The 12,323-nt window shown below is 53.1% G+C and carries 12 protein-coding genes; 5 read left to right on the forward strand and 7 right to left on the reverse strand.

The genetic code is table 11. The features are described 5' to 3' along the window. A complete protein-coding gene (locus tag J9253_RS07225) occupies positions 1-534 on the forward strand; it encodes a hypothetical protein (RefSeq protein ID WP_210223951.1) in 534 nt (177 codons plus the stop codon). Here the strand turns inward: J9253_RS07225 and J9253_RS07230 are convergent. From J9253_RS07230 to J9253_RS07245, 4 genes are all read right to left on the reverse strand, one after another. Beyond that, a complete protein-coding gene (locus J9253_RS07230; protein ID WP_210223952.1) occupies positions 531-2,003 on the reverse strand; it encodes a Fic family protein in 1,473 nt (490 codons plus the stop codon). The genes J9253_RS07225 and J9253_RS07230 overlap by 4 nt on opposite strands. A 79-nt stretch (positions 2,004-2,082) precedes the next feature. Next, a complete protein-coding gene (locus J9253_RS07235; protein WP_210223953.1) occupies positions 2,083-2,907 on the reverse strand; it encodes a Fic family protein in 825 nt (274 codons plus the stop codon). A 40-nt stretch (positions 2,908-2,947) separates the two neighbouring features. Beyond that, positions 2,948-5,830, reverse strand: a complete 2,883-nt coding sequence (locus tag J9253_RS07240) for a COR domain-containing protein (RefSeq protein WP_210223954.1) — start codon at positions 5,828-5,830, stop codon at positions 2,948-2,950. Positions 5,831-5,914: 84 nt separating this feature from the next. Next, positions 5,915-6,352: a nucleotidyltransferase gene (locus J9253_RS07245; protein WP_093068666.1), complete on the reverse strand. Its 438-nt coding sequence runs from the start codon at positions 6,350-6,352 to the stop codon at positions 5,915-5,917. Positions 6,353-6,743: 391 nt separating this feature from the next. On the opposite strand from J9253_RS07245, the gene nifW reads away from it, so the two are divergent. Genes nifW through clpX form a run of 4 tightly spaced genes read left to right on the forward strand, consistent with a single transcriptional unit; the run spans position 6,744 to position 9,660 of the window. After that, the gene (gene nifW / locus J9253_RS07250; RefSeq protein ID WP_210223955.1) at positions 6,744-7,067 is read left to right on the forward strand and encodes a nitrogenase-stabilizing/protective protein NifW; all 324 of its coding nucleotides are present in this window, start codon (positions 6,744-6,746) and stop codon (positions 7,065-7,067) included. A 4-nt stretch (positions 7,068-7,071) separates the two neighbouring features. Continuing rightward, positions 7,072-7,512 (forward strand): nitrogen fixation protein NifZ, encoded by a 441-nt coding sequence (locus J9253_RS07255; RefSeq protein ID WP_210223956.1) that lies wholly within the window; start codon positions 7,072-7,074, stop codon positions 7,510-7,512. Then, entirely contained in the window at positions 7,505-8,386 is an 882-nt protein-coding gene (gene nifM, locus J9253_RS07260) for a nitrogen fixation protein NifM (protein WP_210223957.1), read from the forward strand. Before J9253_RS07255 ends, nifM begins: the two co-directional genes overlap by 8 nt. After that, positions 8,383-9,660, forward strand: a complete 1,278-nt coding sequence (gene clpX / locus J9253_RS07265; protein ID WP_210223958.1) for an ATP-dependent Clp protease ATP-binding subunit ClpX — start codon at positions 8,383-8,385, stop codon at positions 9,658-9,660. The genes nifM and clpX overlap by 4 nt, the downstream gene beginning before the upstream one ends. Before the next feature lie 98 nt (positions 9,661-9,758). Here clpX and modC read toward each other — a convergent pair whose 3' ends face one another. From modC to modA, 3 genes are read right to left on the reverse strand one after another with little or no spacing between them, the layout of a single operon-like run. Then, entirely contained in the window at positions 9,759-10,850 is a 1,092-nt protein-coding gene (modC, locus tag J9253_RS07270) for a molybdenum ABC transporter ATP-binding protein (protein WP_210223959.1), read from the reverse strand. Continuing rightward, entirely contained in the window at positions 10,847-11,527 is a 681-nt protein-coding gene (gene modB / locus J9253_RS07275; protein ID WP_210223960.1) for a molybdate ABC transporter permease subunit, read from the reverse strand. Before modB ends, modC begins: the two co-directional genes overlap by 4 nt. 2 nt (positions 11,528-11,529) lie before the next feature. Then, complete coding sequence (modA, locus tag J9253_RS07280) at positions 11,530-12,306, reverse strand: molybdate ABC transporter substrate-binding protein (RefSeq protein WP_210223961.1); 777 nt, start codon at positions 12,304-12,306, stop codon at positions 11,530-11,532. Positions 12,307-12,323: the final 17 nt, after the last annotated feature.

The following is a 12,323-nucleotide window of genomic DNA, read 5'->3' on the forward strand; positions in this document are numbered from 1 at the left end:
ATGGATTTGCAGGATTTTGAAGCCGAAGACCTTTATTTCAACGCCACCATCGACCCTGAAATCGCCGCATTATTGGAGGAAGCCTCCAACCTTTACCCAGAACCGGAGGCCGAAACCCTGCTACTTCGTGCTTATTTCCTCGCCCCCGAAGATTTGAACGTGCTGGTCGCACTGTACCGCTATTTCTACTACCAACATCGCCTGCCGGATGCGCTAAACGTGGCACACAAAGCCATCGCCGTCAGCGGCAAACGTTTGCACCTGCCGGAAGATTGGCGGCATTTGACCCGTTTGCATCTGGGGCAAGGTGTGCTGGTTTCCATGACCTTGACGCGCTTCTACCTGATGGCGCACAAGGGCGCGGGCTATCTGGAAATGCGGCTGGGGGAACTGGCGGATGCGGTCGGGCGGCTGCAAACGCTGGTGGATATTGATAGCAACGACCGGCTGGGCGCGAAGGCGTTGCTGGTGCTGGCGCAGGAGCATTTGTATGAGCAGCAAGGGGTGGCGGTGTTGCGCAAGGCGGCGGGTTAATCCGACCAATAGCGGCGCACGACTGCTACCATCGCTGCTCCTAACGCAGCGTCTTGCAGCGCCGGATATTCCTTCTGGATTTTGCGTGACAAACCAGCGGGATTTTCACGTATCGAACGGATAATCCGGTCAATGTCAGCGTCCGGGGCTTCCAGCAGCGCCTTGATTGCTAGCCGCGCCTGCCGCATGGTTTGCAAATAGACTGCTTCCTCACGCATTTCCTGTTCCAGCGTTTGCGCCACTACCTCGGCGAGGTATTCGGTCTGCGCCGTCAAATCGGGGTAACGCCAAGCGTGCAACGCGTCGGCATAAGCGTGAAAATGCAGGTTGTAACGCACCCCATCCGCCGCTTCCTGCTCTTCCCCAAACGCATACTGTCCACGATAACGCTGCATCAGCGGGCGCGAAAAGGCTTCCAGTGCTTGATCATAGGCTCGCCGTGCTGCCGGATTACGGTTGATGGTAGCGGAAACAGGCAAGATATACGGTGCAGGTATTACCCCGTCACGGCGCAAGATGTCATTGACCAGAAAGCGCGACACCCGCCCGTTCCCGTCCACCAGCGGATGCAGGTAGACAAACCCGAACGCCAACAATGCCGCCCGTAACACACTGGCTTGCCCACGAGTACGCTGTTCCACTGTTGCCAGACCTGCCAACAGCGCGGGCGTATCGTCCCAATGCGGCGCGATGTAATGCACCACGGGCAGAAAACCTTGCACCTCACCGACAAACACGGGGGAACGGCGTAGCCCGTAACGGGTAGCCTTATCGCCGAGGATTTCCCGCTGCAATGCGGTCAGAAAATCCGCTGCCAACGGGGTGGGGGCTTGTCCGCAATGCCGTTCCATCGCAGTGGCGAAGCGTTGCACCCGGTCGGTTTGCTGACCTTCGTGTTCCAGCGTGAAACTGGCGAGGCTTTCTTTCACCGTTAGCCAAACAGCACTGCGTATCAACAGGTCTTCGCCGTAAGCCTGTTCCAGATGCTGCAAATGCTGGGCGCAATCGTAAGTTTCTGCTGCTTGAATCGCTGCCGTGCGGCGAATGAGCGGGCAATAAGCCGCCGTTCCGAGCAGATTGTCGCGCACGCGCCAGCGCGGGTTATTGGTGGCGGTGTGGGCGGTGAAATAGTGTTGTGGATTCAGTACATTCACGTAATTGCCGACTGTTACCCCCGCAAACGCCAGCCGCTGCCCGGTTAGCCATTCGTAAAAAAAACCTGCCCGCCGTGCGTATTGCCCGCTGGGTTCTTGCGCCAGCCATACCTCTAGTTCCTGCACCGGCAGCAGCACAAACAGACGCGACAGGCATTCAAGGTGAACGCCTTCGTATTTGAAAGCAAACGTCAAGTGACCTGCCAAGGTATCCGCAGGGCGCGTGCTGGGCAAACGGGCAGGCGTGAGGAATGGCTGGGCAGGTTCTAGCCCGTAATGGTGCGCCAACCAGCGATAACCGGACAAGGTGGACATGAGCAAGCATTCCTGTGGGGGTGGATTTTGTATAATGCCTGCAAATTTTATATAGAAAAAGGTTTTTATACTGAAAAACTTATAATTCTGCCAGTATCACCCGCTGCGTATCCAGCATGGAATCGGCGATGAAATCTAGAAACGGCTCAATATCTCCCCTATCCGCCGCCGCTAAGGCTTGCAGGTAAATCCGCCGTTTGGTGGTGCGCACAATCACGGGAGTATAGCCTTGTATCAGCAGGATCAGGTTCATCAATATTCGCGCCCCACGCCCGTTACCATCGTCGAAGGGGTGAATCCGCACCATGTTGTAATGGGCAATCCCCGCCACTGTGATTGCGTGAAGCTGGCTCAGATTTGAGTTCACCCAGTCGCATAATTGCTGCATTTCCAGCGGGACTTGTAGCGGTTCGATGTAATGGTGGATTGAACCGTCCTGTTGCAACACATGATTCGGCTGCGATTTATACTGCCCCGGTGTGGCGGGCTTTTGTACCCGTTGCCCTTGTGAATTCAGTGCAGGGGTAGATTGCACGCCCGCCAGCAATAGCGCATTGAGTTCCTTGATCAGCCCTTCGCTGATGGCGCGTTTTTGTGCTACCACATCAAACAGCAGGTCGATGGCTTCGGCATGATTGCGGGCATCGAGAAAATCCTTGAACGGTTTGCCCTCTACCGTCAGCCCTTCCTGCAAAAAGAAGATGGTTTCACCGAGCGTCAGCGTGCTGCCTTCGATGGCGTTGCTGTCATACGTCCATTCAGCGCGGAGCTTTTGCTGGATGGGTTGCCAGCGGTCAGTTTGTTGCGCACGCAAACGCTGGATGTCCGCTTGCGCGGCATCAATGGCTGCCAGTTTGCTGGTCAACTGGGCGGAGGGCTGGAATTGGTAGGAAGGGTTTTGCATACGTCATACTTTTAGCATATTTACCAACAACACCGTTAGTTTAGGAAAGCAAAGCCGCTGCCGCCGTCACTGCTGTCCCTATCGCTGCCTGATGTTCAACAACGAATCCGCCAACATCGGTCATGTCTTTGGCAACGTTGGTGAGTTCACGGATACCGCCCCAGAGTTTGCCCAACACCGATTGGCTTTTCTCTGTTGGCTGTTTTTCGTCAGTTTTGACCGCTTTGCGCACATCATAAACAGCTTCCAGCACATCGTCCGATAGGTTGGCTTTGTGGCGCAGCATTTCATCTAGCACAGAACTGATGATTTGGCGTTGGTCGGCTGTCACTGTGATGGTGGTATTGTCCGAATGGGATTTTTGAGTGTTGTGGTCGCCGATGATGACTTGCCCGTTGGTGACGTTAATATTGCCTGTACTTGCCATTTTTCTTACCTCTTGGAAAATTTGGTCGTAACTGTTGATCTGCGCCAGCACTTTAACCAAGCCTTCGCCGGAATGCACCGAGAATGATTGCTGGTTGAACAATACCGATGGATGAATCTGTTCCGGTCGGATACCGTTCGGACTCACCAGCACCGCTTTCAGATGCGTGAAGAACTCGCGTAACAGCGAGGAAAATGCCTTCAAATCTCCGGTCAGCACCATTTCGATGACATTTTTTCGCAGTAGGTAATGTACGACCGCCTGACTTGTTGTACCCGCCTTCAGGATGAAACCTTGCCGCCAAATGTTTTGAGGGTCATGAATGCCCACTTCGCTATGCGGCACAAACAATTTATGCACCAATCTTGCATGGAAACCCAGTGGCAGGTAAGGCAGGTCGAAACGCAGTATTAGTTTGTTCTGTTGATTCAGTAGTTCGCTGACCAAAAGCGGCTCATCTGCTCGCGTTGCATCTGGAAAGAAATACTTGCCATTATCCTGTAACCGAATACACAGAGAACGTTCATTGAGAAAGCTGACCAGATATTCCACATGGTCTTCATCCACTTTGCCTGCAAATACTTGCTCCAACTCGGTCAAATTCAGAATACCGTTGGCTTGGCGCAATGCGGGGGAATAAAGCAATTGGTAGGCGTTGTCTACCGCCCATGCGGGTTTGAGGCAGTAGCGGCTCTTGCCCTTCTCGACCTGTACCAGAAAACCAAGTTGTTGCAACTGATTGAGGGTACTATCGGTATTTTTTGCATCTTGAATATTAGCCGCAATCAGTTCGCGTAACTTGCTTTCACGCACGAAAACGGTATCCCCGTCTTTGTATTGCGCATCCAATGCCCGTTGTACATCCAGCGTTTCCTTCAGAACCATTTTCTGGCTGTCGAGGCTGGCTTTTACCAAGGATTGCACGAAGCGTTTAAAATCTGGCTCATCTTTGTCGAGACAAGAGAAGTAGAAGAAACTTTCATCCGAAAACTGCTTGGGGAATTCGCGCCGTAAACGGGTTTTATTCTGGTAAGTTTCACATTGTTCATACCAATTGGTGACAAGTAGCACTTTTACTTGTGAGCCTGCTAAGTGGCGGATTTGGTGAAGCCATTCATCGGGAGCTTGTTCGTGGCGGCTATCCACTACTAACACGTAAACGCAGTTTTCATGCAGAAACGCACTATGCAAACCGTGGAAAATAGTTTGTCCACCGAAGTCCCACAAAAATAAATCTAGTTTTTTACCATCCAGGCCACAATCGGGAAAAGTGTCGAGTACATTAATGGATTGATGTTGGAGATAATCAACACCAACAGTTGGTTGCTTAATATATTGAACCATATTTCCTTGCAAACGATCAGCTAATGAGCTTTTTCCAGCACCTCCTGGGCCTAACAAGATTACTCGCGCTGAATGCGTTGTTTCAATTTTCGCTCCAAGAACAGCAAGTTGTAGTGCGATAGGATCATTAGTAATTGCAACAGAAAACTCTTTTAGATAATTTTGAGCATGTGGCTCAGGAAAATCACCATTCCATAAATTTTTTAAATCTTCAGCAAGAAACTCCAACTTAAGTTGACGTAAGTTTCCTAGTAATCCAGATTCCCATTCTAGTATTTTTTTGGGCTTTTTATCATATAATTTTTTTATTGAAAATAATGGAATAGAGTCCTGAAAAAAATCAGTTTCATAGAGCCAATTAAAATCATTTCGAGCCATTGCAACTGATTCAGCTTCAATCTTCGCTGCTCTAGCTGCAATAACCATTGTTTCAGCAATAGCACTCTTTGTATCGTTGAGTACGACATCTACAATTCTGACGACAGCCGCAGCCGCTTCAGCAGTGGAAACTTCATCTGCGATGGCTTTAGCCCTAACTACAGCCTTTTTGGCCTCGCAATCAATTGATTGGGAAATTGCAGCAGATTCAGCCGCATCTGATGCTCTGGCTGCTTGCTTGGCAGCAATAGATTCTGCTCTTTCCGCTGCAATGCAGGCAGAATCAGCATTAGCTCTCACAAAATCTAACTTACTAGTATCAGTAATAAATCTGACAATACTATTTTTAGAAAATGCAATATCTCTGGCTTTTATAGCAATTGTTCTAGCAGTCTCTGCATCAATCTTCGCAGAAGCCGCAGCTTGTCGTTCCGACGCTGCCAAAAAGTCAGTCTTTGCAGCAAATATCTCCGCATCCGTCACGGCTGTTCCATCTTTAGTTGCAGCAACAGCTCTAGTTGCTTCCAATCCCACGGTATTGATAACAGATTGTGCTCGCTCTTTAGCTATTAACCATTGTTGAATAACAATTGGAATGCGCAAAATTAAGTAAATATTTTCTACTAGCTTATCAGGCCAAACTTCCTCAAGAGATAAACTCCCTAAAATTGGTAAAATTCGTAGTGTATTCCTCCACGCATACCACACCAGCGCATCATGCCCTTTCTCATGGTAGAGCTTCTCAAGTTCTTCTTCGGTAGGGAGTTCTGCCATACAAACCCTGCTTTGTGGTTGGGGAAGATGCGAGCATTTTGGCACGGATAGGAAAAGAATTCAGCAAGTTACACACGCTGCCCATCATGTCAGATTACGCAAGTCTTCAAGGTCTTTCGGTCTGCCACTCGCCGCCTTATTTTTCTTGAAATCCTCAAGACTGATAACATGAACAGTCAAGCCACCATATTCCACATCCAGACGCTGAGAATAACTGCTGGAGAAATCCACGCCATCCGGTTGGGTAAGCAAATCAATGCGTAAAGGCGGGTAGCCAAGCTGGATCACATTACCTAGTTTGGTGAAATCATCGGTACTCAAATCAAGTTCGCCGAAGCCAAACGCCTCCAGCACTGCCATGACTTTTTCGGCGTTGACCTGCTCAGGCTTGACCCAAATATCCATATCGCCGGTATAGCGCGGATAGCCGTGAATACCGAGCGCGTAACCACCCACCAGCAGGTATTCAACCCCGTGATTGTTCAGTAACTCGATAAACTCTTTGAAGTCGCGGTGGAACATCTTGACGGAAACTCAAATAAGATTGGCGGAGCATTTCAATGGCATCAATGCGTTCTGCAATCGGGCGCGTGACCCAATACTGGTAGTCAGACGGTTGGTCTTTGTTAGTGGTGATGCATACCACCTTCCTAATCATGCGCGGAGCGGGTGCGGCTTGTTCCATACTGATCCCGGTTGCCTGTGAACTGAAGGTTGATTATAGCATTGGCATTCCCCACCAGTTTGCTATTAATGTGGCAATGTCCCCTTTCCCACAATCTCCCACCTCCCGTCACTGTACCAAACCCGACATACCCCACATCAACAACGCCCAAGCTATTGAATAACAAACAATTTAACAACATGGCACGCCCTTTGCTTGATCTTCCTCATTTGGCACAAGGAGCACGACATGACCGATACCGACCTCACCCTCGACCTCGAAGAACTGGTCAGCGCGGAAGACTTCCTCAACTATTTCGACATCGCGTTTGACCAGACCGTGGTGCATGTCAACCGCCTGCACATCCTGCAACGCTTCCACAACTACCTGACGAAAGAGCCAGTCGCCAGCAACGACGATGCCATGCGCGAACAGTACACGCGCCTGCTCACCAAGGCGTATACCGATTTCGTGGGTTCTGACGCCAAGACCGAAAAAGTGCTGAAAGTCTACCGTATGAACGAACCGCAAACCGCTTTCGTCACGCTGGAAAGCCTGTTCGGGAAGGGGTAAGGCCATGCCCCAATACGAATACGGCGCGAAAGTGCGCGTGATCCGCAACGTGCGTGACGACGGCACGTTTTACGGCGCAGCCATCGGCAACCTGCTGGTGAAGCGTGGCAGTGTCGGCTACGTGCGCGATGTTGGTACATTCCTGCAAGACCAGATCATCTACTCGGTGCATTTCCTCGACGAACAAAAAACCGTCGGTTGCCGCGAAGAAGAGCTGATCGGCGGCGACGATCCGTGGGAACCCAGCCTCTACCAATTCCGCGACAAAGTGACCACCAAAGTCACCCTCGCCATCGAAGGCGAAGTCATCGCCAACCCCGGCGATGTCGGCGAAATCCTCAAAGTGATCAGCGGCCTACCCACAAGCTTCGCCTACCATGTACGCTTCCCCGGCAGAACGCTGCAAGTCCCCGAAAAGCTGCTGGAGGAAGTCCCCGATGCCTAACTTAAGTTTCGCCATCATGGGCAAACCGCCCGCCTACCGCTACCACCTGCTGCGCAATGCGCTGGAAGCCTTCCAGAAAAACCTGCCGCATCTGGATGAAAAGGAATTCAACCGCGTCTGCCAACGCGCCGACCGCAGTTTCCACCTCGAATCACTCGCCCTGCAAAGCCCCGAAGCCAGCCAGATCCTCATCCAGCCCGAACGGGTGGATATGGCACTGCAAGAAATTGCCGACCGCTATCCCAACGACGAAGACTTCACCATCGACCTCAGCCAGAACGGTCTGACACCCGACACCCTGCGCCAAGCCCTGCAACGCGAATTGTTGTTCGATGGCATCCTGCAAAAAGTCGCCTCCCGCAGCATCACCATCGGCGACATCGACGTACAGCTCTATTACGAGATGAACCGCGAACGTTTCACCCAACCCGAAACCCGGCTGGTGCGGCAAATCCTCGTCACCGTCAACAACGATTACGCCGAAAACCAGTACGACACCGTGCTGCAACGCATCCGCAGCATTGCCGCGCAAGCCACGGGCAACGTCAAACAATTCGGCAAGCTGGCACGCCAATATTCCGAATGCCCCACCGCAATGGAAGGCGGCAAGCTCGGCAACCTGCCCTACGGCAAACTCTACCCACAACTCGATGCCGCACTGTTCGCCCTGAGTGCGGGGCAAGTCAGCGCCCCCATCGAAACCGAACTCGGTTTCCACCTATTGCTGTGCGAACACATTTACCCCGCGCAACAAGTCTCCCTGACCAAAGCCAAAGCGCAAATCCGTACCCAGTTGCAAGAACGCGCCCAGCGCAACTGCCAGAAAGAATGGTTAAAGCAATTGCAAGCCACCACCCCGGAGGTATCCTCATGAGCGATAAAACAGCCGCCTGTTCCTTCTGCGGACAAGAGCAAACCGCGCACATCCCACTGATTGCCGGGATGAACGGACACATTTGCGAAGCCTGCGTGCGCCTTGCCCACCAAGTCATCAGCACCTGGAGCCGCAAGCGCAGCATGAGCGAACCGCTCAAAACCCCGCCCAAACCGCTGCAAATCAAGGCGATCCTCGACGGCTACGTAATCGGGCAAGACACCGCCAAAGAAACCCTTGCCGTCGCGGTTTACAACCATTTCAAACGCCTGAATCTGGAAACCGACAAGCCGCGCATCTGCACCCGCACAGACAAATCAGTGGTCGAACTCGACAAATCCAACATCCTGCTGCTAGGGCCTTCCGGCACGGGCAAAACCCTGTTGGCCAGCACCTTGGCGCGGATCGTCGGCGTACCTTTCGTCATCGCCGATGCCACCACTCTGACGCAAGCAGGCTACGTCGGTGAAGACGTGGAAAGCATCATTGCCCGCCTGCTCGACAGCGCCGATGGCAACAAAGAACTGGCAGAATGGGGCATCGTTTACATCGACGAAATCGACAAGCTCGCCCGCAGCGGTGAAAACTCGCATGGCACGCGCGATGTGGGCGGCGAAGGCGTGCAACAAGCCCTGCTCAAACTGGTGGAAGGCACGACCGTCAAAGTCACCGCCAAAGGCCGCAAAGACCAAGCACCGGTGATGCTCGACACGCGCAATATCCTGTTTATCGTTGGCGGCGCATTCTCAGGTCTGGAAAAGCTGCTGGAAAAACGCCTGAAACCGGGCGCAAAAGGCATCGGCTTCCACTCCACGCACACGCCGGATGACCCCAAAGCCGACAAGCTGCGCCTGTTCAGCGAAGTGCAACCGGAAGACTTACGCCATTTCGGGCTGATCCCCGAATTCATCGGACGCTTCCCGGTCATCACCGCGCTGCACGAACTCGACGAAGACGCGCTGGTGCGCATCCTCACCGAACCGCAAAACGCCCTGACCAAGCAATACCAGCAACTGTTCGCGCTGGATAATGCCGAACTGGAATTCACCAACGAGGCACTGCGGGCGATTGCACAGAAAGCCATTGCGCATGGCACGGGGGCACGCGGTTTGCGCGGGGTACTGGAAACCTTGTTGCGCAAGCTGATGTTTACCTTACCATCGGAAGAGAATGTGTCACGGTGTGTAGTAACAGAAGACGTAGTGAAGGGCGAAGCCGAGATTACGCTGGAATACCGCGAACCGGAAACCACCCAAATCGAAGCCACCGCGTAGGGTGGGTGGAGCGAATGCGATACCCACCGACTTCAACCGAGTTTCAAATGTATCATTGTGCTGAAGAGTGGTGGGTATCGCGTTCCGCTCCACCCACCCTACACAATCGCGGTGGCCTTGATCTGCGCAAACACCGCCATCCCCACCTTCAACCCCAGTTGCACCGCTGATTTCTGGGTAATGTGTGCCAGCAATGGCACGCCGCCCATGTTCAAACGCACCATCACCTGCCCTGCCACTGGCTTTGCCATACCGGTAATACTGGCGGGCAACACATTAAGGATGCTGGTTTGCGCCGGTTGTTGCAGCGTCAAACTGACATCGCGGGCATCAATGCGCAAACGTAACGGCGTACCCACTGCCGTTGCCTGCTGGTAAGGCAAGCTGATCACGCCCCCGGCAAAACCGACGTGACTGAGATGAAACTCCGGCTCATGATCCCACACTTTCACCTGCAAGACGCTGGAGGCTTCTTTGCCTTGCGCCATTGGCGAATCCAGCCGCGTCAGCACCTCCGCCAATGCGCCCGAAGCCACCACCCTGCCTGCTTCCAGCACCACCAGATGGTCGGCAAGCTGGGCCACTTCCTGCGGTGAATGCGTCACGTACAAAATCGGAATGTCGAGTTCGCGGTGCAAGCGTTCCAGAAACGGCAGGATTTCCTGCTTGCGTTTGAGGTCGAGCGCAGCAAGCGGTTCATCCATCAGCAACACTTGCGGCTTGAGGGCAAGGGCGCGGGCAATGCCGACCCGCTGGCGTTCCCCGCCGGATAATTGCGCAGGGATTTTATCCAACAAATGCTCAATTCCCAGCATCTCCACAATCGCTGCCAGTTCGGCATCATTGGCGGATTGCGCGGCACGTTTGCGCCCGTAATCCATATTCTTGCGTGCGGTCAGATGCGGGAACAGGCTGGCTTCCTGAAACACATCCCCCAAGGGGCGTTGGTGCGTCGGCAAAAATACCCCCTTCGCGCTGTCTTGCCACACCTGCCCACGCACTTGCAGGAAACCACTGTCCGGGCGTTGCAATCCGGCAATGCAGCGCAACAAGGTGGTTTTGCCAGAGCCGGAATGCCCAAACAATGCGGTTACACCACGCCCCGGCAATTGCAAATCGGTTTCCAACTGGAAGCCACTAAAAGACAGTTGAAAGCGGGCGTGTAAATTGTCGTGTGGTGTATTGCTCATATTTTTGACACCCTAATCCCACGGTTAAGCGTATACATCAGCAACAACACGATGAAGGAAAACACCACCATGCCACCCGCCAACCAGTGGGCTTGCGCGTATTCCATTGACTCCACATGGTCGTAAATCTGTACTGACACCACGCGGGTTTTGTCGGGAATATTGCCGCCGATCATTAACACCACGCCGAATTCGCCCACGGTATGCGCAAACCCCAGAATGCAGGCAGTGAGAAAACCGGGGCGAGCCATCGGTAACGCCACGCTGAAAAACGCATCCAGCGGTTTTGCCCGCAGCGTGCTTGCCGCCTCCATCAGCCGCATATCCAGCGTTTCAAACGCATTCTGGATGGGCTGTACCACAAACGGCAGCGAATAGAACACCGAAGCCACCAGCAAACCCGTGAAGGTGAACGGCAATGTTCCCCAGCCCAACGCACTGGTCAATTGCCCAATCGGCCCTTTAGGGCCAAGGGTGATCAACAGGTAAAACCCGATCACGGTAGGTGGCAGCACAATCGGCAACGCCACCACCGCGCTCAACGGGGCTTTCCACCAGCGGCGGGTACGTGCCAGATGCCATGCCAGCGGTGTGCCAATGACCAGCAAAATCAAAGTCGTCAGGCTGGCAAGTTTAAAGGTGAGCCAAATGGCAGACCAATCACTGGGGGAAAGCATGATTATTTTGCCTCGGTCGTTTTTTCAGGCAAACCATAGCCGTAACTGCTGATAATGGCTTGCGCCTCTTCCCCTTTGAGGAATTCCAGCAAGGCTTTAGCGGCGGCACTGTCTTTGGCACTGCTGAGCAATACCGCATCCTGCGCCATCGGTTGGTACATCTCCGCTGGTACGATCCACGCCGAACCGCCCTTGAGTTTGCCGTCTTTTTGCACCTGTGACAGTGCGACAAAGCCCAGCTCGGCATTGCCGGTCGAGACAAAATCATAGGTTTGGGTAATGTTTTCGCCCGTTACCAACTTAGGGGTAATCGTGGCTGTCAGCCCCAGCTTTTCCATCACAGCCATACCTGCTTCACCGTAAGGCGCGGTTTTGGGGTTGGCAATCGCCAGATGCTTGAAGTCGCCTTTGCGCAATACCTCACCTTTGTCATCCACATAACCCTCAGTACTGCTCCACAACACCAGCTTGCCGAAAGCGTAGGTAAATTGAGTGTCAGCTTCTGCCATTTTGTTTTCGACCAGCTTTTTCGGGGTCTTGCTATCGGCGGAAATGAACACTTCAAACGGTGCGCCGTTTTCGATCTGGGCGTACAGCTTGCCGGTTGCACCGGCGGAGATTTTCAACTCATGCCCGCTGGCAGCTTTGAATTTTTCCGCAATGGCTTCCAGTGGCTTGGAGAAATTGGAGGCAACGGCGACTTGCACTTCATCCGCCCACGCGCTGGCAGTGCTGCAAGCGATAGCGGCGGCAAGCAGGGTGTGTTTAAACAGTTTCATGGTAAATTCCTTCAATT

It is taken from the genome of Thiothrix litoralis (assembly GCF_017901135.1).
Classification (GTDB): domain Bacteria; phylum Pseudomonadota; class Gammaproteobacteria; order Thiotrichales; family Thiotrichaceae; genus Thiothrix; species Thiothrix litoralis.

What these genes read in the sequence shown, in the direction of transcription:
- J9253_RS07225 (WP_210223951.1), top strand. Translation starts at nt 1, where the DNA reads ATGGATTTGCAGGATTTTGAAGCCGAAGACCTTTATTTCAACGCCACC.
- J9253_RS07230 (WP_210223952.1), bottom strand. Translation starts at nt 2,003, where the DNA reads ATGTCCACCTTGTCCGGTTATCGCTGGTTGGCGCACCATTACGGGCTA.
- J9253_RS07235 (WP_210223953.1), bottom strand. Translation starts at nt 2,907, where the DNA reads ATGCAAAACCCTTCCTACCAATTCCAGCCCTCCGCCCAGTTGACCAGC.
- J9253_RS07240 (WP_210223954.1), bottom strand. Translation starts at nt 5,830, where the DNA reads ATGGCAGAACTCCCTACCGAAGAAGAACTTGAGAAGCTCTACCATGAG.
- J9253_RS07245 (WP_093068666.1), bottom strand. Translation starts at nt 6,352, where the DNA reads ATGTTCCACCGCGACTTCAAAGAGTTTATCGAGTTACTGAACAATCAC.
- nifW (WP_210223955.1), top strand. Translation starts at nt 6,744, where the DNA reads ATGACCGATACCGACCTCACCCTCGACCTCGAAGAACTGGTCAGCGCG.
- J9253_RS07255 (WP_210223956.1), top strand. Translation starts at nt 7,072, where the DNA reads ATGCCCCAATACGAATACGGCGCGAAAGTGCGCGTGATCCGCAACGTG.
- nifM (WP_210223957.1), top strand. Translation starts at nt 7,505, where the DNA reads ATGCCTAACTTAAGTTTCGCCATCATGGGCAAACCGCCCGCCTACCGC.
- clpX (WP_210223958.1), top strand. Translation starts at nt 8,383, where the DNA reads ATGAGCGATAAAACAGCCGCCTGTTCCTTCTGCGGACAAGAGCAAACC.
- modC (WP_210223959.1), bottom strand. Translation starts at nt 10,850, where the DNA reads ATGAGCAATACACCACACGACAATTTACACGCCCGCTTTCAACTGTCT.
- modB (WP_210223960.1), bottom strand. Translation starts at nt 11,527, where the DNA reads ATGCTTTCCCCCAGTGATTGGTCTGCCATTTGGCTCACCTTTAAACTT.
- modA (WP_210223961.1), bottom strand. Translation starts at nt 12,306, where the DNA reads ATGAAACTGTTTAAACACACCCTGCTTGCCGCCGCTATCGCTTGCAGC.